This window comes from Cellulomonas soli (assembly GCF_052036975.1).
Lineage (GTDB): Bacteria > Actinomycetota > Actinomycetes > Actinomycetales > Cellulomonadaceae > Cellulomonas > Cellulomonas soli_A.
Genome location: NZ_JBQIAR010000006.1, coordinates 181827 through 204973 on the forward strand (window position 1 = coordinate 181827; position 23147 = coordinate 204973).

Annotated in this window: 17 protein-coding genes; 13 read left to right on the plus strand and 4 right to left on the minus strand. The window is 74.1% G+C overall.

Going from position 1 to position 23147, the window contains the following annotated elements:
* Positions 1 to 8 precede the first annotated feature (8 nt).
* The 6 genes from ACTHAM_RS08735 (at position 9) to ACTHAM_RS08760 (ending at position 6768) form a co-directional block, all read left to right on the plus strand.
* Positions 9 to 956: an SPFH domain-containing protein gene (locus ACTHAM_RS08735; RefSeq protein ID WP_440686434.1), complete on the plus strand. Its 948-nt coding sequence runs from the start codon at positions 9 to 11 to the stop codon at positions 954 to 956.
* Between the two features lie 149 nt (positions 957 to 1105).
* Positions 1106 to 1987 (plus strand): helix-turn-helix transcriptional regulator, encoded by an 882-nt coding sequence (locus tag ACTHAM_RS08740; RefSeq protein ID WP_440686436.1) that lies wholly within the window; start codon positions 1106 to 1108, stop codon positions 1985 to 1987.
* Between the two features lie 44 nt (positions 1988 to 2031).
* Entirely contained in the window at positions 2032 to 2679 is a 648-nt protein-coding gene (locus ACTHAM_RS08745) for a TetR/AcrR family transcriptional regulator (protein ID WP_440686438.1), read from the plus strand.
* 66 nt (positions 2680 to 2745) lie between these two features.
* Positions 2746 to 5247 (plus strand): MMPL family transporter, encoded by a 2502-nt coding sequence (locus tag ACTHAM_RS08750; RefSeq protein WP_440686440.1) that lies wholly within the window; start codon positions 2746 to 2748, stop codon positions 5245 to 5247.
* Between the two features lie 112 nt (positions 5248 to 5359).
* Entirely contained in the window at positions 5360 to 6358 is a 999-nt protein-coding gene (locus ACTHAM_RS08755; protein ID WP_440686442.1) for an FAD:protein FMN transferase, read from the plus strand.
* The gene (locus ACTHAM_RS08760) at positions 6355 to 6768 is read left to right on the plus strand and encodes a hypothetical protein (RefSeq protein ID WP_440686444.1); all 414 of its coding nucleotides are present in this window, start codon (positions 6355 to 6357) and stop codon (positions 6766 to 6768) included. The genes ACTHAM_RS08755 and ACTHAM_RS08760 overlap by 4 nt, the downstream gene beginning before the upstream one ends.
* A 103-nt stretch (positions 6769 to 6871) precedes the next feature.
* Here ACTHAM_RS08760 and ACTHAM_RS08765 read toward each other — a convergent pair whose 3' ends face one another.
* On the minus strand, positions 6872 to 7366 hold the full coding sequence (locus ACTHAM_RS08765) for a GtrA family protein (RefSeq protein ID WP_440686446.1): 495 nt from the start codon (positions 7364 to 7366) through the stop codon (positions 6872 to 6874).
* Positions 7367 to 7673: 307 nt separating this feature from the next.
* Between ACTHAM_RS08765 and ACTHAM_RS08770 the strand changes: the two genes are divergently transcribed.
* The 4 genes from ACTHAM_RS08770 to ACTHAM_RS08785 all read left to right on the plus strand — a co-directional run bounded on the left by ACTHAM_RS08770 (position 7674) and on the right by ACTHAM_RS08785 (position 14010).
* A complete protein-coding gene (locus tag ACTHAM_RS08770; RefSeq protein WP_440686448.1) occupies positions 7674 to 10136 on the plus strand; it encodes a lysylphosphatidylglycerol synthase domain-containing protein in 2463 nt (820 codons plus the stop codon).
* Positions 10137 to 10203: 67 nt separating this feature from the next.
* Positions 10204 to 12237, plus strand: a complete 2034-nt coding sequence (locus ACTHAM_RS08775) for an alpha/beta-hydrolase family protein (RefSeq protein WP_440686450.1) — start codon at positions 10204 to 10206, stop codon at positions 12235 to 12237.
* A 67-nt stretch (positions 12238 to 12304) separates the two neighbouring features.
* Entirely contained in the window at positions 12305 to 12667 is a 363-nt protein-coding gene (locus ACTHAM_RS08780) for a PadR family transcriptional regulator (RefSeq protein ID WP_440686452.1), read from the plus strand.
* Positions 12667 to 14010, plus strand: a complete 1344-nt coding sequence (locus ACTHAM_RS08785) for a permease prefix domain 1-containing protein (protein WP_440686453.1) — start codon at positions 12667 to 12669, stop codon at positions 14008 to 14010. Before ACTHAM_RS08780 ends, ACTHAM_RS08785 begins: the two co-directional genes overlap by 1 nt.
* Positions 14011 to 14017: 7 nt before the next feature.
* Here the strand turns inward: ACTHAM_RS08785 and ACTHAM_RS08790 are convergent, their stop codons facing one another.
* Entirely contained in the window at positions 14018 to 15403 is a 1386-nt protein-coding gene (locus ACTHAM_RS08790) for a pyridoxal phosphate-dependent decarboxylase family protein (protein ID WP_440686455.1), read from the minus strand.
* Positions 15404 to 15417: 14 nt separating this feature from the next.
* On the minus strand, positions 15418 to 17724 hold the full coding sequence (locus ACTHAM_RS08795) for a LuxR C-terminal-related transcriptional regulator (RefSeq protein ID WP_440686457.1): 2307 nt from the start codon (positions 17722 to 17724) through the stop codon (positions 15418 to 15420).
* A gap of 510 nt (positions 17725 to 18234) precedes the next feature.
* Between ACTHAM_RS08795 and ACTHAM_RS08800 the strand changes: the two genes are divergently transcribed.
* From ACTHAM_RS08800 to ACTHAM_RS08810, 3 genes are all read left to right on the plus strand, one after another.
* Entirely contained in the window at positions 18235 to 19347 is a 1113-nt protein-coding gene (locus ACTHAM_RS08800) for an IniB N-terminal domain-containing protein (protein ID WP_440686459.1), read from the plus strand.
* 117 nt (positions 19348 to 19464) lie between these two features.
* Positions 19465 to 21291 (plus strand): dynamin family protein, encoded by a 1827-nt coding sequence (locus tag ACTHAM_RS08805; RefSeq protein ID WP_440686505.1) that lies wholly within the window; start codon positions 19465 to 19467, stop codon positions 21289 to 21291.
* The gene (locus ACTHAM_RS08810) at positions 21288 to 22580 is read left to right on the plus strand and encodes a dynamin family protein (protein ID WP_440686461.1); all 1293 of its coding nucleotides are present in this window, start codon (positions 21288 to 21290) and stop codon (positions 22578 to 22580) included. Before ACTHAM_RS08805 ends, ACTHAM_RS08810 begins: the two co-directional genes overlap by 4 nt.
* Here the strand turns inward: ACTHAM_RS08810 and ACTHAM_RS08815 are convergent.
* Complete coding sequence (locus ACTHAM_RS08815) at positions 22555 to 23142, minus strand: hypothetical protein (RefSeq protein WP_440686463.1); 588 nt, start codon at positions 23140 to 23142, stop codon at positions 22555 to 22557. The two genes, ACTHAM_RS08810 and ACTHAM_RS08815, sit on opposite strands and share 26 nt — an antisense overlap.
* Positions 23143 to 23147 lie beyond the last annotated feature (5 nt).

The window sequence follows — 23147 nt, forward strand, 5'->3', positions numbered from 1 at the left end:
CGGCTCCCATGCCCCTCTCGCAGCTCATCGGCTTCGCCGTCGCGGCGTTGTTCGCCCTCATCCTGCTGGGCAAGACGCTCAAGACCGTCGACCAGGCCCACGTCGCCGTGGTCACCGTGTTCGGCAAGTACCGCCGGGTGCTCAACCCGGGCCTGAACGTGCTCATCCCGTTCATCGAGAAGGTGCACCGCCGGGTCCCGGTGCAGAACCAGACCGCGCAGCTGCAGTTCTCCGCGATCACCGGCGACCAGGCCGCGGTGCACTTCACCGCGACGATCATCTTCACGGTCTCCGACCACAGCCCGCAGACCGTGCAGCTGGTGGCGTTCAAGTTCATCGACGCCAACTCGTTCGGCGTGGCGCTGACCAGCGCCGTCGAGGCGTCCGTGCGCGAGTTCGTCGCGACCAAGCGTCAGGCCGAGGTGCTCGGTCTGCGCACCGACATCGTGCAGCACGCCAAGGCGAACCTCGACGAGCAGCTCGGCTCGTGGGGTTACACGCTCGTCGACCTGACGGTCAACGACATCCAGTTCGACGCCGAGGTCATGTCGTCGATGTCGCGCGTGGTCGCCGCAAAGAACGCGCAGACCGCCGCCGAGTTCGAGGGCCAGGCGCTGCTGATCGCCCGGACCAAGGCCGCCGAGGCCGAGGGTGCCGCCATCAAGATCGCCGCCGAGTCCGAGGCCGAGGCCGCCCGTCTGCGCGGTGCCGGTCTGGCCAAGTTCCGTGAGGAGCTCGCCAAGGGCATCTCGCAGTCCGCGCAGGTGCTCGAGGCGCAGGGCGTGGGTGCCGAGATGCTCGCCTTCACCATGTGGACCGAGACGATCCGCGACGCCGCCAAGGAGGGCACCGGCAACGTGGTGTTCCTCGACGGCAGCGTCGAGGCGATGGACGCCTCGCTGCGTCGCCTGCAGGGGCTGACGGTCCTGCAGACCACCGCCGGGTCGAAGAACTGACCTCGAGGACCTCTCCCGGCGACCGCGTCGCCTGCTCGCACCGGCCCGGTGGCGCACCCCGCGCTGCCGGGCCGGTACGCGTCCGGGGCCCGTTCCCGGGTACTCGCAGGGCCTCCCTCGGTCGCCGCGCGGCCCGTACCGTCGGTGCCATGGACAACCGCGACGAGATCCGGGACTTCCTGGCCTCCCGGCGGGCCAGGCTCACCCCGCAGCAGGCGGGCCTGCCCGCGTGGGGCGCCAACCGGCGCGTCCCCGGGCTGCGACGCGAGGAGGTCGCGATGCTGGCCGGCGTCAGCAGCGACTACTACACGCGGCTCGAGCGCGGGAACCTCAGCGGGGTCTCCGAGAGCGTCCTGGAGTCGCTGGCCCGCGCACTGCAGCTCGACGAGGCCGAACGGCTGCACCTGCACGACCTGGCCCGCACCGCCGGGCCCGGCGCGGCCCGCGCGCGGCGTCGCACGGTCACCTCGAAGGTCCGCCCCAGCGTGCACGCGATGCTCGCCGCCCTGACGGGCGCACCGGCGGTGGTGCGTAACGACCGGCTCGACATCCTGGCGATGAACCCGCTCGGGCGGGCGCTGTACGACCCGCTGTTCCGTGACCCGGTGCGGCCGGTGAACCACGCAAGGTTCGCGTTCCTGGACCCCGCGGCCAAGGAGTTCTGGGTCGACTGGCAGCGCGCCGCGGACGACACCGTCGGGATCCTGCGCGCGCAGGCCGGCCGCAACCCGTACGACCGGTCGCTGACCGACCTGATCGGCGAGCTGTCGACCCGCTCGGAGGAGTTCCGCACCCGGTGGGCGGCGCACGAGGTCCGCCTGCATCGCACCGGCAACAAGCTCATCGACCACCCCGTGGTGGGGCGCCTGGAGCTCATGTACGACATGCTCCCGCTGCCGGCCGACCCCGGGCTGACGCTGCTGGTCTACACCGCCGAGGCGGGCAGCACCACGGCCGACGCGTTGACCTTGCTGGCCAGCTGGGCGGCGACGAGGGCGCTCGACGAGTCGGCACCCGATTCAGTGCACTGAGTGCAGCGTTGCACCGAGTGCAACGAAATGCCTAGAGTTCCCCCGTGCCCACCACGACCCCCGGCCGACGCGCCGCGCTCAAGGAGCGACACCGGCAGGCGATCGTGGACGCCGCCGCCGCACTGATGGACGAGACCGGCGGCACCCAGTTCACCGTGGACGAGCTCGCCGCCCGGGCTGACATCGCCCGGCGCACCGTGTTCAACCACTTCGCCTCGATGGACGACATCGTCACCGCGGTCTTCACCGACGTGCTCGGGGACGTCGTCGAGGCGTTCGTCGCAGACCCCGACCCGTCCGGCCCCGCCGCGGGCTCGACCATGCTCGAGGAGATCACCGCCGCCCTGCGGGGCACCGACCTGGTCGCCCCGATGTCCTACCTGACCCGCACGCTCGGCGGGCAGCCCGGCACCGCCGGCCCGATGCGGCTCGACCTCATGCTGCGCGCGTTCACCGCGATGAGCGAGGCCCTGGCCCACGCGGTGCGCCGCCGCCACCCCGAGGTCGCCCCCGTTGACGCCGACCTGCTGGTCAGCGCGCTGGCCGCCGGCCTCATGGCCATCCACCGGCACTGGCACGCCGCGACCGACGCCCGCGACGACGAGGCCTCCCGTCAGATCTGGGACGCCCTCGTCGAGCAGCTGCTCGACAGGTTGCACGGCGGGTGGGCGTCGGTCGGCACCGACGCCTGACCCCTCCTCCCCTCGCCCGCCCTGCCACCCCTCCCCGTCTCCGCGCCCTCCCCGAACAGGACCACCATGGCTGAGTTCCTCTACCGCGTCGGCCTCACCGCCGCTCGGCGCGCCCGCACCGTCGTGGCCGCGTGGCTGGCGGTGCTCGCCGCCGCCGCCCTGGCCTACGTGCTGGCGGCCGGCACGCTGGCCACCAGCTTCTCGATCCCGGGGACACCGACAGCCGAGGTCACCACCCGGCTGCAGCAGGAGCTTCCCGGGCTGTCCGGCGGCAGCGGCACCGTGGTCGTGCGCACCACGGTCGGCTCGGCGTTCACCGCCGAGCAGCAGGCGCAGGTCGCCGCGCTGATCGAGACAGCCTCACAGGTCGACGGCGTCGAGATGGTCGTGGACCCGTTCGCGACCGAGGCGGAGCGCGTCACGCAGACGCAGCAGGTCACCGAGGGCAGGGCCCAGCTCGACGCCGCCCGGGCCGAGCTGGCAGCCGGGCAGGCCCAGCTCGACGCGGCGCGCGCACAGGCTCAGGCAGCCGGCCTGCTCGACCAGGCGGCCGCGCAGCTCGACGCGCAGCAGGCCCAGATCGACGAGGGTGTCGCCCAGCTCGACGCGCAGGCCGCACAGCTGGACATGGGAGGGGCACTGCTCGCCATGGCCGACCCGATCCGCCAGGTGTCCGAGGACGGCAGCACGGCGATCGTGACGGTCGCGTTCACCGAGCCCCAGCTGACCGTCCCCACGCAGACCAAGGAGGCGGTCGTCTCCGCGTTCGAGCAGGGACCACTCGAGGGTGCCGGCGTCGACTTCTCCTCCGAGCTGGCCGGCGGTGTGCCGAGCATCGTCGGCATCGGCGAGGCCATCGGAGTCGTCGTGGCCGGGGTCGTGCTCGTCGTGATGCTCGGCACCCTGATCGGTGCCGGGCTGCCGCTGCTCACCGCGCTGATCGGCGTCGGCATCGGCGCACTGGGGTCGCTGTCCCTGTCGGGGATCGTCGAGATGGCCTCGGTGACCCCGATCCTCGGGGTGATGCTCGGGCTCGCAGTGGGCATCGACTACTCGCTGTTCATCATCAACAGGCACCGGCACCAGCTGAAGCAGGGCTACGACGTCGAGGAGTCGATCGGCCTGGCCAACGGCACGTCGGGCAACGCCGTGGTCTTCGCCGGGGCGACCGTGCTGATCGCGCTGCTCGCGCTCAACGTGACCGGCATCCCGTTCCTGGGCCTCATGGGTTCCGTGGGCGCGGCGAGCATCGCCATCGCGGTGCTCATCGCCGTCACGTTGACCCCCGCGCTGCTCGCCCTGGTCGGGCCGCGCATCCTCTCGCGCCGCGAGCGCGCGGCGCTCGGCCCCGCCACGACCGGCGGTTCCCCGGGTGCGGTCACCGGCATCGAGCCCGGCGCATCGGCAGCGGCGCCGCGCCTGCGCCCCCAGTCCACCCCGGCAGCGATCGGCCGCGCCCTGCTCAGCGTGGCCGCACTCGTGCTGATCGCGCTGCCCGCCGCCGACCTGCACCTCGGACTGCCCGACGGTTCCTCCGAGTCGCACGGCTCGACCCAGTACCGGGCGTACAGCGCGGTCGCCGAGCAGTTCGGCGCCGGGCGCAACGGCACGCTGCTGGTCGTCGCCGACCTGCCCGGTTCGCCGACTCAGGCCGAGGTGCTCGGCCATCAGGTGAGCATCGCCACCCAGCTGGCCGCGCAGGACGACGTCGTGGCCGTGGCACCCATCGGCGCGTCCGAGGACGGCACCGTGGCCGCGTTCCAGGTGGTGCCCGCCGACGGGCCGACGACGCGGTCCACCGAGCAGCTCGTGCATGCACTGCGCGAGCTGACGTTCTCCGACGGCGTGCAGGTGGGTGTGGCAGGCCAGGCCAGCGGCAACATCGACATCTCCGACAAGCTCGCCGACGCCCTGCCTGCCTACCTCGGGGTGGTCGTCGGGCTCTCCCTCGTGATCCTCGTGCTGGTGTTCCGCTCGCTGTTCGTGCCGGTCATCGCCACCGCCGGGTTCGTCCTGTCGTACCTGGCCGCGCTCGGTGGCGTGGTGATGATCTACCAGTGGGGCTGGCTCGCCGACGTGTTCGGTGTCGACAACCCGGGAGCGATCCTCAACTTCCTCCCGACGATCCTGGTGGGCATCCTGTTCGGCCTGGCCATGGACTACATGCTGTTCCTCGGTTCGGGCATGCGGGAGGCCTACGCCCATGGCGCCCCTGCGCGCATCGCGGTCGTGCAGGGGGTGCGGGCCGGGCGGGCGGTCGTCTCCGCGGCGGCGATCATCATGGTCGCGGTGTTCGGCGGCTTCGTGTTCTCGCACAGCGCGATGATCCGGCCCATCGGGTTCGCCTTGGCGTTCGGTGTGCTGATCGACGCGTTCGTCGTGCGCATGGTGCTCGTGCCCGCGCTCATGCACCTGGCCGGCGACAAGGCCTGGTGGTTGCCGCGCTGGCTCGATCGGCTGCTGCCGAACGTCGACGTCGAGGGTGCGGCGCTGGAACGTCGGCATCCGCACGTCGAGCACGCCGACGACGCCGCTGCCGCGGGCGCAGCAACGGCTGCCGGGCGATGACGGACCACCCGTCCCGACCGAAGGGCCACGGCGGGCGCCCCGTCGTGCCAGGCTGACGCTGTTCCCCGTGCAGGTCCGTCCGACCTGCCGCCGCGCGGACCACGGAGCCTGCATGGACGTCACCCCCGTGGATCTCGTGCCCGACGCGCGGTTCGACGACGCCGACCGCGCACCGACCGCGCACCGGTTCGGGTTCGACGCGACGGGCACGAGCTGGCAGGTCGTGACGGACGAGCCCGTGGACGCACGCACGCGCCGCGCCGTGCTGGACCTGGTGCGGGGGTTCGAGGTGGCCTGCTCGCGCTTCCGCACCGACTCCCTGCTGTCACGGTGCCGGCACGCACCCCGCGGCGGCCGGTTCCGCTTCCCCGCGCACACCGCCGCACTGTTCGACCTGTTCGACGAGCTGCACGAGGCGACCGGCGGGGCCGTGGACCCGCTGGTGGGTCGCGACCTGGAGCGGCTCGGCTACGACGCGCAGTACACGTTGACGCCTGCGCCCCCGGTCCCCCGCCCGCCCCTGGCCTGGGGGACGCACGTGCGGCACGAGGGCAGCGACCTGCTGACCGACGGGCCGGTGGTGCTGGACCTCGGTGCGGCCGGCAAGGGGCACCTGGTCGACCTGGTGTGCGCCCTGCTGCGGGGACGCGGCATCGAGCGTGCGGTGGTCGACGCGAGCGGCGACCTGCGTGCCACGGGTGGCCCTGCCCTGCGCGTCGGCCTGGAAGACCCGCGCGACGCCCGCCGGGTGATCGGCGTCGTCGAGCTGCGTGACCGGGCGCTGTGCGCGTCGGCGAGCAACCGCCGGGCCTGGGGCGAGGGGCTGCACCACCTGCTCGACGCCCGCACCGGCCGGCCCGCGCACGGGGTGCTGGCCACCTGGGTGCTCGCCGACAGCGCGGCGCTGGCCGACGGGTTGGCGACGGCGCTGTTCGTGTGCGACCCCGCGCCGCTGACCGCGCGCTTCCCGTTCTCCTGGGTGCGTCTGCTCGCCGACGGCCGCGCCCAGACCTCGGCCGACCTGGCCGGCCAGCTGTTCACGTCCACGTCCACGTCTCCACCTCCGCCCCCGCCGACCGCCGCTGCCGCATCCCGAGGAGCCACCCGATGACCCGCCCCCGCGCCCGACGTGTGCTGCTGGTGGTCACCGCGGCATCGGCCCTCACCACGGCCGGCTGCACCGGCCGGGACGACGCGGCCCCGGTCGTGGTCCAGGAGGCACCCGCCGACCACCCCGACGGGACCTACTCCGCGACCGGCTGGTACGACGACGGCGCCGCGGCGCTCGACGTCACGGTGACCCTGGCGGACGACGAGATCACCGCCGTGGAGGTCACACCGACGGCGACCGACCCCACGGTGCTCGACGAGCAGGAGCGCTTCGCCGAGGACATCGGTCAGATCGTCCTCGGCGTCGACATCGACGCGGTCGAGGTCGGGTGGGTCGCCGGGTCGAGCGCGACACCGCGGGGGTTCAACGACGCGCTCCGGCAGATCAAGGAGCAGGCCACCGAGCCGTGACGGCGCGGCGCACGGCACGTCGATCGAGCTGATCACCGGGCACGCGAGCGCCGGAGGGGTCGCGCCGCGAGACGGGCGGCCCTACTTGCTCAGGTCCGGGCGATCAGGCCGTCGCGGTCAGGCCGTCGTGCTCGACCACCGCGGTGCGGTGCGCGCCGAGCGTGCGGCGCAGCGTGAGGAAGTTGCCGAGCCCGACGGCGGCAGTCGTGGCGTAGACGACGAGCACGCTGCTGAGGTGGCTGGCACCCGGGGCGACCACGTGCCACCACGACAGGGTCGCGCTCGTGGCGACGAAGCCCACGAGCGCGGTGGCCGTGCCGACCCCGTGCCCGCGCAGCCAGGAGCGCTTGGTGGCGTGGGCGAAGGTGAAACGGCGGTGCATCTCGTTGGCGACCAGGGTCGAGACCGCCGTCGCCAGCACGTGCAGCAGCGCCGGGCCACGGTGCGTGAGGTTGCCGACCAGCAGGAACACCAGGCCGTACGACCCGTTTGCCGTGAACCCGACCGCGACGAAACGCACCAGGGCGCGCAGGTCGGTGAGATGGTGCGCAAGGTGCCACCGGGAGGCCGTCACCTCGGGGTCCGAGGTGTGGCGCACATCGACCAGCATCCGGTGGGGTACCTCTCTGCCGAGCTCGGGGCGCCCACTCGGCGCCGATCGTGACGGGCCCCCCGACCCGGGGTCGCCCACCCGCCTGTCAGGCATGCGGCCACCGTCGTCGTCCACTCGGTCCGCCGATGCTACCCGGCGTGCGGACGTGAGATCCATGATCCGCGGCATGTGCGCGACCACCCGGGCCGAAGGGCCCTCGCCCCCGACCCGGCCGGCTCCGCCCGCTCACCGCGCCGCGCACGCACGCCGGTGCCATGCTGGCGCAGGCCCGTCGGTGCGTCCGGGAGGTTCGATGGCCGTCGCAGGGGACCCGTCGAACCCCGCTGCGGGCGGCCTCGTGCGGATCTGGTCCTCCGCAGCGGACGCCCCGCGACAGCGGCGACCGACCGACGTGCTGCTCCTGACGGCCTCGCTCCTCGCGCTCGCCCTGCTGGCGCTGGCCGCACCCGGGCCGACCGGCGCCGACCGGGCGCTCGAGACCGTCCTGGCCCGCCTCGAACCGCTGCTCGGTCGCCTGTGGAGCCTGGCCTACGCGTTCCTGGCCCTGTGGGCGGTCGCGATCGTGCTGGCGGCCGCCGTCAGCCGAGGGCGTCGAGGACTGCTCGTCGACCAGGTGACCGCCGCCGCCCTGGCCATCGGTGCCGGGCTCGGTGCAGGCGCGCTCGCAGGAACGGCACCGGCCGACGGCCTCGACGGACTGCTGCGGCCCGGCCCACCGGCGGTGTACGTCGCCACCCGCGTCGCCGTCATCACGGCGGTCGTCGTCACCGCCTCACCGCACCTGGCCCGTCCCTGGCGGTACACCGGGCGGCTCGTCATCGGTGTGGGTGCCCTGGCGGCCATCGGTCTGGGCGCGACGCACCTGATCGGAGCGGGCGCAGCCATCGCCGTGGGCATCGGCGCCGCAGCGGCCACGCACCTCGTGCTCGGGTCACCCCAGGGGCGACTGACCCCGGCGCAGGTGCAGCTCGCGCTCGCCGACCTCGGCGTCACCGCGACGCAGGTCACGCCCTTCCCGCAGGCGCCCGGCGGGCGGACCCTGCTGCTGGCCCGGACCGCGCAGGGCGAGGACCTGCGGGTCGAGGTGTTCGGCCGCGACGCGTGGGACAGCCAGGTGGTGGGCTCGCTGTGGACGGCACTGACCCGGCGCGGGGAACGCGTGCACCTGCTGGGCAACCGTCGCACGCGGGTCGAGCACGAGGCGCTGATGACCCTCATGGCCGCCCAGTCCGGCGTGCCCGTGCTCGACGTCGTCGCGGTGGGGCTGGCCGCGCAGGGCGATGCGCTGCTGGTGACGCACGCACCGGCGCACGCGCTCGACGAGCTCGGCGCGTCGGGCGGGGCCGACGGCGAGCAGCTCGGCGACGACCTGCTCGCCCGCACGTGGCAGGCCGTGCTCACGCTGCACACGGCCGGGACGGCGCACGGGCGCATCGACGGGCGCACCGTCGTGGTCCGGGCCGACGGCAGCCCCGCACTGACCGACCTCGACCAGGCCGTGCTCAGTGCCGACGAGGGCGATCGACGCACCGACCGCGCCCGGCTGCTGGTCGCGACGGCGCTCGCGGTCGGTCCGCAGCGGGCGCTGCGTGCGGCCGTGGCGGCGATCGGCACCGACGGGCTCGCGCAGGTCCTGCCCTACCTGCAACCGGCGGCGCTCGGGCGCCAGACCCGGGCGGTCGTGCGGGCTGGGGCCTGGTCGCTGGACGACCTGCGGGCCGCGGCCGTCGCCGCCGCCGGGGTCGAGGAGCCGGCGCTGGAACGCCTGCGGCGGGTGACACCGCGGTCGATCGGGACGCTCGCCGTCTTCGCGCTGATCGTCTACCTGGTCGTCACGCTGCTGGCCGGCGTCGACCTGGCGAGCGTGGCCGATGCGCTGCGCTCCGCGGAGACCGTGTGGGTGGTCGCGGCGCTGGTGCTGTCCCCGTTCGTCCAGGCCTCGCTGGCGGTCTCGACCCTGGGGTCGAGCACCGCGCGTCTGCGCTACGTACCGGTCCTCATGCTGCAGTACGCCATCGGGTTCATCGCGCTGGTGCTCCCCGCGACCGCGGCCCGGCTGGCGCTCGAGGTGCGCTTCTTCCAGCGGTTCGGCATCGCGGCGGCCACCGCGGTCACGTTCGGGGTGATCGACAGCGTCAGCGGGTTCGCCGTGCAGGTCGCCCTGGTGCTGCTGATCCTGGTCAGCGGGCTGCCGGGTTTCACCTCGAGCCTGCTGACCGACTCCGACACCTCCTCGGGGGCGGGCGGGACGGATCCCTCGCTGCTGGCGGTGCTCGTCGGCCTGGTGCTGCTCGCCGTGGTCGTGACCGCGGTGGTGCCACGGCTGCGGCGACGGGTGGTCGGTCAGGTCCCCCGGATCCGGGCGGTGCTGACCGAGCAGGCACGATCGGCCCACTCGGCGCTCGGGGTGCTGCGCAGGCCGTCCAAGCTGGGCGCGATGCTCGGCGGGAACCTGGGCGCGCAGCTGCTGCAGGCCGCCGTGCTCGCGCTGTGCCTGCAGGCATTCGGGCAGACCGCCCACTTCTCGCAGCTCGTGCTGATCAACACGGCGGTGAGCCTGTTCGCCGGGGTCATGCCGGTGCCGGGCGGCATGGGCGTGGCGGAGGCGGGCTTCACGCTCGGGCTGCAGGCCATCGGTGTGCCGAGCGCGATCGCCGTGTCCACCGCCATCACCTTCCGGCTCGTCACGTTCTACCTGCCGCCGATCTGGGGCTCCGCCGCGATGCGGTGGCTGCGCCGGCACGAGTACGTGTAGCGACCGCACCACCGCAGAGCACCACCGACCGAGAAGAGGCGACCCGACCGTGAAGTCGATCCTTCGGATGAGCGAGGCCCGACGGCAGCAGATCTACTCCGGGGGCCTGGACGTCTCGGCCCGTGCCGGGCTCCTGCTGGGCGCCTACTCCACCGGGTTGTCGTACCAGCCGAACCTGCTGTCCCGGGGCACCCGCGACCAGGCCGTGATCAGCGGGGTCGCGGCCGCGACCGCGTACGGCTGGGGCGTCACCGCGCACTCGTTCCTGCGGTCCACGGCCGACCGGTTCCCGCTGACCGGGCGGTCCGCGGCGGGGCGGGTCGCCGCCGGTGCGGCGGTCGACACCGTGGCCGCGCTGACGGGCCTGGCGGTGACCCGGCTCGTGCCGTCCCGCGAGCACGAGTCGCCGAGGCGCGCGCTCGTGCGACTCGCCGGTGTCGGCCTGTGCGCCGCCGCTACGGCGGGCACCGTGGCCGACGCCCTGGAGTTGCGGCGCGGGCGTCCCGGCGCGCGGACCGCGTCTCTGCTGACGGCGCTCGGCGCGGTCGGGGTGGGCTACGCGATGACACGACCCGGCACGGCCACGCGCGGCTCGCTCGAGCCGGGCGACGACACCCCGCGCGAGAACGTGGTGCGTGAGGTCGAGCTGCCCCGCGCGCTCGCCTCGGGTGTGGTGCTGACCGGTCTGCTGATGGGCGCGGCCCGCGGTGAGTCCCTGATCAGCGGCACGGCCGCACGGGCCGCCGCGCTCACGCTCGGCGGCATGCCGGACGACCACCGGGCGCTGGGTCGTCTGGTGTCGACCGGTGCGCTGTACGGGGTCGGGTGGGGTCTGGTCTCCGTGGCGACCACGGTGCTCAACCGGGCGGGCACCGAGCTCGAGGAGGCGCACGCCACACCACCCGACACCCCCGAGGTGACCGGCGGTCCGGGTTCGCTGTCCACCTGGGCCGACCAGACCCGCGAGTCGCGCCGCTGGCTGTCGATGGCCCTGAGCCCCGAGGCGATCACCCGGGTGATGGGCGAGCCCGCCGTGCAGCCGATCCGGGTGTACGGCTCGCTCGCGGCGGCCCGCACCCCGCAGGAGCGCGCCGAGCTGCTGCTGGCGGAGATCGACCGCACGGGGGCGCTCGACCGTTCGGTGTTCGCACTGTTCTCGCCGACGGGCTCGGGGTACGTCAACTACGTGGCCACCGAGACGCTCGAGCACCTCACGCGGGGCGACTGCGCGTCGGCGAGCATCCAGTACTCGGTGCTGCCCTCGGCGTTGTCGTTGACCAAGGTCGGGTATGCGACCGAGCAGACCCGGATCGTCGTCAACGGGCTCGTCGAGCGGCTGCTGGCGCGTCCGGCCTCGGCCCGGCCCCGGTTCTTCCTGTTCGGCGAGAGCCTGGGTTCCCAGGTCAGCCAGGAGATGTTCCGCGGTCAGGGCACGAGCGGGCCGAGCGGTATCGGGCTCGATGCGGCGGTGTGGATCGGCACGCCGGCCTCGACGGACTTCCGGGCGGAGCTGTGGGGCGACCGGTCGGTCGCGCAGGCCCCGGACGTGGGTCCGGGCGGGTTCTTCCTGCCGCGCGGGATCCGTGACTGGCGTTCGCTGCCGCCGGACGCGCGGGCGCGGGTGCGGTTCCTGCTGCTGCAGAACGGTGACGACCCGGTGCCGAAGTTCGCTGCGCCGCTGCTGTGGCGTCGCCCGGACTGGTTGGGGCCGACGGACTCACGGCCCCCGGGTGCACCCCGGCACACGCGCTGGCTGCCCGCGGTCTCGTTCGTCACCACGTTCGTCGACCTGCAGAACGCGCTGGCGCCGACCCCCGGTGTGTTCGACGAGGGCGGGCACGACTACCGGCGCGAGATCCCGGAGGCGCTGCGCACGGTGTTCGAGCTGCAGGCGAGCGAGGCGCAGATGGCCCGCGTGCAGGAGGCGCTGCGGACGCGTGAGCTGGTGTGGGCGGCCCGGCGGGTGTGGGCGAAGGCCCTGGCGACTCCCCCGTCGCAGGACGCGGAGGCGGTGCCGAAGGCGATCGCCCAGCTGTCGGCCTGGACGGGTCGCGAGCTGGACCGGCAGGCGGTCGAGGACCTGGTCGGCACGCCAGTCTGACCGACCGCTTGCCATACCTAGAACCACGAGGGTTAGATACCTTGTAGATCTAGGTAGAGGAGATGCGGTGCACATCGACAAGGACCTGGTCGCCGCCTCGGCCACCCCGCTCGTGCTGGGGATCCTGGCCGACGGCGACCTGTACGGGTACGCGATCCTGCGACGCGTGAGCGAGCTGTCCGGCGGCCGCATGCAGTGGACCGACGGGATGCTCTACCCCCTGCTGCACCGGCTCGAACGGCTCGGCTACGTCTCGGCGAGCTGGGGCACGTCCGAGGCCGGGCGCCGACGCAAGCACTACGCGATCACCCCCGCCGGCCGCGAGGTCCTCACCGACCGGCAGGAGCAGTGGAGCGTGGTCGCCGACGCCCTGCGGCAGGTCTGGCAGCAGGCCCAGCTCCCCCCGCGGACCGCCGAGGGGTGGGCGTGATGACCGCCGAGCTGGAAGCCCGCATCGACCAGTGGCGCGGCTACGTGCAGCGGCGCCAGGCCATCGCCCCCGCCGATGTCGACGAGCTCGAGGATCACCTGCGCGGACAGGTCGCCGACCTGTGCGCCACGGGCCTGGCCGAGGACGAGGCGTTCCTCATCGGCATCTCACGGCTCGGCGCCCTCGACACCATCTCCCGCGAGTTCGCCCTCGAGCACAGCGAACGCCTGTGGAAGCAGCTCGTGCTCGTGCCGCAGGAGCCGGGCGCCGACGGCACACCCGCCCACCGCGAGCTCGCCGTCGTCCTCGGGCTCGCCGTCGGGGCCGGCCTGGCGGTCAAGGCCGGACTGACCTGGATCGACGACGCGGGCACCCTGGCCCGCAACCTCGGGTTGCTCCTCGCCCCGTTCCTCGCCGCGTACTTCGCCTGGAAGCGACGCCTCACCGGCCGCACGCTCGTCGCCCTGGCCGTGCCGTACGCGGTCCTCGCAGTGCTGCTCAACGTGTACCCGTTCGAGCCAGACGGCTCCACCGAGGTGCTCGCCGCACTGCACGCACCCGTGGTGCTGTGGGTCCTGATCGGCATCGCCTACGCCGCCGGACGCTGGCGCTCCGACGCACGCCGCATGGACTTCGTCAGGTTCACCGGCGAGCTCGCGATCTACTACGCGCTCATCGCTCTCGGCGGAGGCGTGCTCGTCGGGCTCACCGCGGCCGTGCTGCAGCTCGTCGGCATCGACGTCGAGACGGCCATGGCGGGCTGGGTGCTGCCCTTCGCCGCACCAGGAGCCCTGCTGGTCGCCGCCTGGCTCGTCGAGGCGAAGAAGGACGTCGTCGAGAACATCGCCCCCGTGCTGACCCGCGTGTTCACCCCGCTGACCATCGTCATGCTGCTGGCCGTGCTCGTCGCGCTCGGCGCGGCCGGGGGGTTCGTCGAGGTCGACCGGGACCTGCTCATCGCGATGGACGCGATCCTCGTGCTGGTGCTCAGCCTGCTGCTCTACTCGATCTCCGCGCGCGACCCGCTGGCACCACCCGGGGTGTTCGACGCGCTGCAGCTCGTGCTCGTCGTGGCCGCGCTCGCCGTCGACGCGCTCCTGCTCACCGCGATGGTCACCCGGATCGCCGAGTTCGGCTCGAGCCCCAACAAGGCGGCCGCGCTGGGGCTCAACCTGCTGCTGCTCGTGCACCTGGTGCGGGCCGGCTGGCTCACCCTGCAGTTCCTGCGGCGCCGGTGCGGCTTCGCCGCCCTCGAACGGTGGCAGACCCGCTACCTGCCGGTCTACGGCCTGTGGGCCGCGTGCGTGGTCGTCGTCCTGCCGCCGGTCTTCGGCTTCGCCTGACCCGCGCTCACCGGGCCGCGCGACGCACGGCCGCCACGGCGCGCTCGACGTCCTCGTCCGTGGTGGCCGCGTTGCTCACCGACACGCGCAGCACGTCACGGTCGCGCCAGCGGGACCCGGACATCCACGTCTCGCCGTCGGCCAGCACACGCTCGATCACCCGGCGGGTCCTGGCGTCGTCCTCGAACGCGACGCACACCTGCGTGAACACCACGTCGTTGAGCACCTGCGCGCCCTCGATCCGGCCCAGGCCGTCCGCGATCGCCCTCGCGTGCCGCGCCAGGCCGTCGACCAGGTCCGCCACCCCGCTGCGACCCAGCGCCCGCAGCGCGGCCCACACCGGCAGGCCGCGGGCCCGGCGGGACATCTCCGGGGTCTTCTCCACGGGGTCTGCCGCCTCGTGGAAGTCCGCCAGGTACGCCGCATGCACGCCCATCGCCCGCCGCAACGGCTCAGGGTCGGCCACCACCGCGATGCCGCAGTCGTAGGGCACGTTGAGAGTCTTGTGCGCATCGGTCGCCCACGAGTCGGCGCCCGCGAGGCCCTCGGTCATCGGGGCGAGCGTCGGGGACGCCGCGGCCCAGAGGCCGAACGCCCCGTCCACGTGCACCCACGCACCTCGCGCGTGCGCTGCGGCCACGGCCTGCGCCATCGGGTCGCACGCCCCCGAGTGGATGTTCCCGGCCTGCAGGCACACCACCGTCGGGCCCTCGCCCTGGGCCAACGTCTCCGCGAGCGCCGCCGGGTCGATCCGTCCCTGCTCGTCGGCGACCACGGCCTGCGGAGCACCCAGGCCCAGGTAGCGCAGTGCCAGGTCGACACTGACGTGCCGTTCGGCGCCGACCAGCACGCGCACGCGCGGCCCACCCGCCAGCCCGTGCTGCTCGACGTCCCAGCCGGCCGTCCGCAGCGCCTGGTCGCGTGCCGCGGCCAGGCACGTGAGGTTCGCGGAGGTGGCCCCGGTGACGAACCCGACGTCCGCGCCGGACGGCAGGCCCAGCAGGTCGAGCAGCCAGCGACCGGCCACGTCCTCCAGGGCGGCCGGGCCGGGCGACATGGCACGCATGCCCACGTTCTGGTCCCACGCGCTGACCATCCAGTCGGCGGCGAGCGGCGCCGGCTGGGTGCCGCCGACGACCCAGCCGAAGAACCGCCCCGACCCGAACGACATCAGGCCCGGCTCGGCCAGCGCCGCGAGCTCGTCGACGACCACGTCGGCGGGGGTCGGCCCCTCGGGCAGGCGTGCCTCGACGGCGGCGATCGCCTGCGCGGGCGACGAACGCGGCGGCACCCGACGCTCGGCGGTTCCCGCCAGCCACCGCTGCGCGTGCACCGTGGCGCGGGCCAGGGCCGGTCCGAAGACGTCGTCCGTGGGTGTGCTCTGCGGGGTCATGGCGTCGTCCTCCGTCAGCCGGCGGGCACCTGCGCGAGCAGACCGCGCAGGTGCGCCAGCAGCTCGGCGCGGGTGTGCAGGTCGAGGCGCTGCCGCATGCGCGCCACGTGGTGTTCGACGGTCTTCGGCGAGATGTACAGCCGTTCGGCGATCTGCCGGTACGTCTGCCCGTCGACGACCAGCCGTGCGACCTCGAGCTCGCGCCCGCTCAGCTGCGTGGCCGGGCCGTGCGGCGCGACCGGCCCCGCGACGTGCTGCGCCCGCGGCTCCTCACGGGCCGGCCGCAACGCCCGGGCCAGCTGGAGCAGCCCGACCATGGAACGGCGGTCCGGGGTGCGGGCCGCCGCGTGCCCCACCAGCCGCCCGGCATCCCAGGAGAGGCCGACCCCCACCAGCCGGCGGGCCGCCCGCTCGACCACCGCAGGGTCCACGCGACCCCCCATGACCTGCACCCACACCCGCGCAGCCTCGGCCAGCACCTCGGCGTAGTCGCTGTGCCGGGCGGCGGCCGTCAGCAGGCGCACATGCTGCTCGAGCAGGTCGGGGCGCTCGGCCGGCAACGTGGCCTGGACGCCGTACCAGTGGTACGGCACCGACCACAGCAGCGGCTGCCCGAGCGACTCCAGCAGCGCGGACGCCTGCGCCAGGTGCGGGGCGACCCGAGGCCCCTCCCCGAGGCGTGCCGCCGCGACCGCCACCTCCCCGAGAGGCAGCAGGCCGAACAGGTCGACCGGTCGCTGCACCAGGGCGTCGAGCGCCGCAGGCCACGCCTCGACCAGCCCGGCCAGGTCGTTGGAGCGTCGGGCGACACCCAGGTCGAGGGCGCGGGCGAACAGCTCGTCGCGGGCACCGAACCGCCCGTCGGCCGCGCGCACGGCCAGCGTCACCTCGTCGGCCGCCTCGTCCAGGCGACCGTCGATCATGGCGGTCCACGCGAGCAGCAGCCGGTGCCGCGGCTGCGCGACCGGCCCGCCGAGCCCGCACGCCACCGCTTCCCGCAGCACCGTCACCGCATGCCCGCTCGCCCCGCCGTGCAGGGCGACCAGTGCCGCGACGGCGGCCGGGGTGTCGGGCAGGAGTGCCGCCCGGCCGCGGGTGCGCAGCACCGCCGCAGCCCCCAGCAACGTCGACAGGGCGCCCGTCCCGGCGCCCTCGAGCGACTGCTGTACCCCGCGCACCATGGCCTCGCGCGACCCGTCGAGCAGCCCCGGCGAGTGCGCGCCCACGGACCACACGGCCCGACGACCCTCGGCCTGCCCGATGGCCATCGCGGCGAACGACCACAGCTGCGCGGCGGCAACGTCCCCGGCGTCCGCCGGCGGCCGGTACACCGCGGCCGCATGGGCGAGCAGCCCTTCGTGCACCAGGACCGCCCCGAGCACCTGCGCCGCGTCGGCCGCGTGCGTGCCGGTGGCGTGCGCGAGCACCTCGTCGGCCAGGCGCAACGCGCTCGGCAGGTCACCGGCCAGGGCGGCGCAGCGCGCCCGGTCCATGCCGAGCGCCTCACCGTCGGCACCGGCGGCGACCGCGTCGGCGAACAGCCCGGCGGCGCGACCCGGGTCGTCCTCGACCAGCGCGCGGGCAGCCCGGGTGCGCTGCGCGGCCAGGCCGGGGTGGTGCGCGGCGACGTGCGCGGTCCTCTCGGCGATCTCCACCGGGGGCATGCCGAGGTCCTCGAGCGCTCCGATCACCTGACCCAGGACCGCGGAGGCGCGGTGGGGTGCGGTGAGGGCGTGCACGGCATCCCGCACGGCGGGCACGATCGTGCCGTCGGCGGCCAGCAGCCCGCTGGCACGCACGCGCTGCAGCGCCTCGACGACGTCGGTCGGGTCGCGTCCCGTGACGGCGGCCAGCACTGCCGGGTCGGGCGGCGACCCCAGGCTCATCGCCAGCACCAGGTCACGCAGCTGCGGCAGGTCGCCCGCGTCGGCGCCGACCAGCCGCCGCACCGGGTCCCAGGCGGCCAGCACCGCGGCGCGGTCCCAGGGCTGCGGGCCGATGCCGTCGGCGCCGTCGAGGACCGCTTCGACGAGCCCCGGCACACCGCCGGTGGCCGCGACGAGCGCATCGACGGACGGGTCGTCGAGCGGGCGGCCCAGGCGGTGGCGTGCGCGGGCCGCGACCTGTCCGCGATCGAGCGGCTCCGCCCCGACGAGCCGCAGCGCGCCCGCCTGGACGGCAGGCGGGTGGCGTTCGGTGGGGCGCCGCTCGACCGGCCGCCGACGGGGCGCCCGCACCGCGCCGACGACCCGGCGCACCACGTCGTCGTCGAGCACCTCGATGTCCATGCTGCCGTCCCCCACCGCGCTCTCGTCCCCCACGGCGCACGTCCCCGCGGCGTCGCCCTGCGACGCACCGACGGCGCCCTGCTGATGTGAGCGACCACCCCGGGTCGCGATCTGCGCCGGCCCGCAACCACGGGCGTCGGCTCCGGCACCCGCGGCGATCTCCCCCCGCGCAGGACCGGTTCGGACCGTGCAGGGCTGCAGCACCGCGCCCCCACACCCTTGGCATGATCCCCCGGCGTTGGGCGACTCGCACCTTCTGTCCGGTTTCACGGAGCGGCCCCGTCGGGGCGCCTGCGGGGCCGTGACGATCCCCGCAGGTCACACCGGACGCCGGTGCACCCGACACCCGCCGCACCGGCTGCGCGGCCACCTCAGACCGGGTCGACCGCCGCGGCCATCCAGGCCGCCACGCCACCACGGCGGCACTGCCGGACCCCCCAACGCCCCCTCGGCGGAAGGGGGGGCACCCCCGATGGGCACCGGGGTCGGTCTCCGTAGCGTCGAGCACGGCCGACCTGATCGGCACCCGACGAAGGGAGCATCATGTCCAGCGTCTCCAGCACCCTGCTCGACTTCATCCTCAACCTGCTCCGGGACCCCGAGACCGCCGAGGCCTTTGCGAGGGACCCGCAGGGAACGCTCGAGGACCACGGGCTCGGTGAGATCACCTCGGTCGACATCGAGGACATCATGCCCGTGCTCATGGACGCCTCGACGTCGAGCTTCGACGCGACGTCGAGCTTCGACCGCGACTACTCCACGGGCGGCAACACGCTCACCGCGATGCAGTCGTCCGCGGGTGGCGGCGGCACGGCCGGCGGCGGCTCCGACTCCGGCGGGGGCGGCGTGGAGGCCGCGTCGCTGGCCAGCGGCGGCAGCCTGGGCGTCAGCGCCGTCATCCCGCAGCTGCAGCAGGTGTTCCAGACGTACACCTACAACACGACGGCGATCGACGACCGCGACACCATCGTCGACTCGTCGGTGAACCAGAACATCTGGGCGGACGGCGACGTCGACCAGATGTTCGACCTGGACACCGTGACGGCGTCCGGCGGCGGCGTCGCCGCAGGGCGGGACCTGTCCGGTACGGCGGTCGTGGGCGACAGCAACGTGGTCGGCGAGGACAACACGGTCGGCAACACCAACAACTCCAACCAGGGCAACACGACCGACTCGTACAACGACAGCTCGCACAACGCGACCGACTCGTTCAACGACAACTCCGACAACTCCGACAACTCCACGACCGACTCGTACAACGACAGCTCGCACAACGCGACCGACTCGTTCAACGACAACTCTGACAACTCCGACAACTCGACGACGGACAACTCGGACAACTCGACCACCGACAACTCCGACAACTCGACCACCGACAACTCCGACAACTCGACCACCGACAACTCGGACAACTCCACGACGGACAACTCCGACAACTCGACCACCGACAACTCGGACAACTCCGACGACGACGGGATCGACGACTCGGGCAACGACTCCTCGACCGAGACCGAGACGGAGACCGAGATCGACAACTCGGTCGACGACCACTCGCAGACCGACAACTCGGTGGACAGCTCCGACGACGACTTCATCGACGACGACAGCTCGTACGCGGACGCCTCGGACGACGACGGCATGGACTTCGACGTCTGAGCGCGCAGGACCCGACCGGTCCGGGGGTGCAGCCCCGGACCGGTCGCACTCGCGCTCCGCGTCGTGCGGGGTGACCCTGAGAGTCGGAGCTGCACCGAGGGAGCTGCCGTGCTGCCGATGATGGACCTGCTCGACCGCGCCGAGGCCCTGGCCGGTGGTGCCGACCGGTCGGACCTGCTGGGGCGGCTGCGTCAGGCGCGCCGCCGCCTGCAGGACCCGCACGTGCGGGTGCTGGTGGTCGGCGAGCTCAAGCAGGGCAAGAGCCAGCTGATCAACGCGCTGGTCAGCGCACCGGTGTGCCCGGTGGACGACGACGTGGCGACGTCGGTGACCACCGTGGTGGGCTGGTCCGCGGCGCCCACGGCCGTGCTGATCGGTCTGCCGCGCGCCGCCGACGGCTCCCCTGACGCGGAGGGCGCGCACCTGCGCCGCACGTCGGTGCCGATCGACGCGCACGCCCGGTACGTCACGGAGCGCCGAGCCCCGGACGGGTCGGTGGTGGACTGCTCCGAGGTGGGCCTGCCACGGCACGTGCTGGCCGGCGGTCTGGTGCTGGTGGACACCCCCGGTGTGGGTGGTATCGGTGCGGCGGACGGTGCCGCGACCATGTCGGCGCTGCCGTCGGCGGACGCGGTGCTGCTGATCTCGGATGCCGGCCAGGAGTACTCGGCGCCGGAGGTCGAGTTCCTGCAGCAGGCGTTGGCGGTGTGCCCGAACGTGGCGTGCGTGCTGACCAAGACGGACCTGTACCCGCACTGGCGGGCGGTGGCCGAGCTCGATCGTCGGCACCTGCAGCAGGCGGGGGTGCGCGCACCGTTGATCCCGGTGTCCTCGACCCTGCGGTTGCTGGCCGCGCGCCGCCAGGACCGAGCGCTGCACGACGAGTCGGGTTTCCCCGAGCTGGTGCGGTACCTGCGTGACGAGGTCGTCGACAACGCGGGGGTGCTGGCGCGGCGGTCGGTCGCGCACGACGTGCTGACGGTGACCGACCACCTGCTGATGGCCGGTCGGGCACGGCTGGCGGCCCTCGAGGACCCGGCGGGCGGGGAGCACCTGATCGCAGGCCTGCAGACGGGGCGGCAGAACGCCGGTGACCTGCGGCGGCGCAGCGCCCGCTGGCAGCAGCTGCTCGCGGACGGGGTGACCGACCTGGGTGCCGACATCGAGTACGACCTGCGTGACCGTCTGCGTCGCATCGGCCGCGAGGCCGAGGAGGCGATCGAGGCGGCCGACCCGGGTGCGGTGTGGGACGAGTTCGACGAGTGGCTCTCGCAGCGGGTGCGGGCCACGGTGGCGGCGAACTTCGTGTGGGCGCACGAGCGGGCGCAGTGGTTGGCCGCGCAGGTCGCCGCCCAGTTCGACGCGTCCGACGTGGAGCTGCCCGAGCTGCTCGGCGGTGACGAGAGCGAGGCGCTGGACCTGGTGGCGCAGCTCGAACGGGTCGAGCTCGAGCAGGTCTCCCGCACGCAGAAGGCGCTGATCGCGATGCGGGGCTCGTACGGGGGTGTGCTGATGTTCGGCATGGTCACGGCCCTGGCGCTGGGCATGTCGATCGTGAACCCGATCTCGGTGGGTGTCGGTGTGATCCTGGGCGGGCGGGCGTACCGCGAGGACAAGGCGAACCGGGTCCGGCGGCGTCAGGCGGAGGCGAAGGGTGCGGTGAAGCGGCACCTGGACGATGTCGCGTTCCAGGTGGGCAAGGACTCCAAGGACCGGTTGCGGCGGTTGCAGCGCGTGCTGCGCGACCACTTCACGACACGGGCCGACGAGCTGGTGCGCTCGCTCGACGAGTCGATCCGGTCGGCTCGTGAGGCCGCGCGGACCGACGCGGGCGACCGGGCGGGGTCGCTGGGGGCGTTGCGCGCGCAGGTCGCCGAGCTCGAGTCGCTGCGCGCGGAGGCGCAGCGGTACGCGCAGCCCACGCTCGAGGCGGTGCCCGCATGAGCGGCGAGGACGCCCTGGGCCGCCCGTTGGGTCGGCGGCGGCGTGTCGGGGAGCCCGAGCGTCCCGCCGGGCCGCCCCGCCCGGCCACCCGCGGGGTGCGGGTGCTGCTGCGGGCCGCGGCCGACGCGTACGCCGACGACGCCATGCGGGGCCCGGCGCTGCGGGACCTGCTGACGCCGCTCGACCGCCCGTTGACGGTGGGGCTGGCGGGCAGGATCAAGTCGGGCAAGTCGACGCTGCTCAACGCCCTGGTCGGCGCCCGGGTGGCGGCCTCGGACGCGACCGAGTGCACGCAGGCCGTCACCTGGTACCGGTACGGGCAGGTGCCGCGCGTGATGGTCCACCCCCGCCGCGGTCCGGCGTGGCAGAGCCCGGCCATGGTGGGGCGCACGGGACTGGAGATCGACCTGCGGGGTGCGGCGGCGGACCAGATCGAGCAGGTGGAGGTCGCCTGGCCGGCGCCGGCGTTGCACGCGTTGACCTTGGTCGACACCCCAGGGCTGGACTCGCTGTCGGCGACGGCCTCGCGCCGGTCGCAGGAGTTCGTGAGCGCGGGCGCAGAGACGTCGGCGATCGACGTCGTCGTGTACCTGGTGCGGCAGGTGCGGCGTTCGGACGTGCGCTACCTGGAGGACCTGCAGCGTCTGCGGGGTCCGGGCGCGGCGGCGAGCACGATCGCGGTGGTGGCCCGGGCCGACGAGGTGGGTGCGGGGCGCATCGACGCCCTGGTGTCGGCGGAACGGCTGGCCCGTCACCACCGCGAGGACCCGGACCTGGCGGCGCTGTGCGCGACGGCGCTGCCGGTGGCCGGGCTGCTGGCCGAGACGGCGCAGACGTTGCGGCCCGAGGAGGCAGCCGACCTGTGCACACTGGCGGCACTGGACCGTGAGGTGGTCGAGGAGCTGCTGCTGTCGGTGGACCGGTTCCGGCGCCCGTCGTTGTCGGTGCCGGTGAGCGCGGGCGCGCGGGCAGGTCTGCTGGACCGCCTGGGCATGTTCGGGGTGCGCACGTGCCTGGCGCTGCTGCGGGGCAACCCGATGGACGCCCCGGCGTTGGCCGACGAGCTGACGCGGCGCAGCGGGGTGGAGGAGCTGCGCCGGTGCCTCGACGGGGCGGTCGAGCGGCGCGAGCGGGCGCTGACGGTCGACGCGCTGACCCGGATGCTGGAGCTGGTCGGGCACGAGGACCGGGTGCCGGACGTGGCGCGGGCGGCGCGTGCGCTGCTGGCGGCGCAGCCCGGTGCGCCGGCGGGCGGTCCGGCGCTCAGCCTCGGCGCCGCAGCTCCTTGAACCACCGGCCGGCCCGGCGGGTGACCAGCAGCATCGACCCCAGCAGGGCCAGCAGCGCCTGGGCCGTCAGGGCGATCCGGTTGAGGTCACGCCACCAGTCGATGTCCGGGTCGGCCAGGATGTCCTGCAGCAGCAGCACGACGGCGGCGCCGAGCAGGCCCAGCAGCACCAGGGCCCACCGCGCCGCACCGTGCCCACCGGCCGTGCGCACGACCAGCACCAGGTGCACGAGCCACACCAGGGCCAGACCGGCGACGATCACCCACACCAGGACGCTCGCGGCGTCCTGCGCGGTGCCGAGGGTGGCGGTCGGGTCGGCGGCGAGGACGTCGTCCGTGAACCGGTCGCGCAGCGCGGGCTGCGAGCGCACGATCGACCCGGCGGCGAGCAGCCCCACGGCGAGGCTGCCGACCCACAGGCTCAGCCCGGTCGAGACGGTGGGCGGCATGGGCGGTGGAGCGGTCCGTGCGACGAAGCGCTCACCACCGACCTCGGGGCGGGGCGGCACACGGTCGGGTACCGGGGCCCCCGCCGCGGGCTCGCCCTCGGTCGCCGGTGACATGGCTC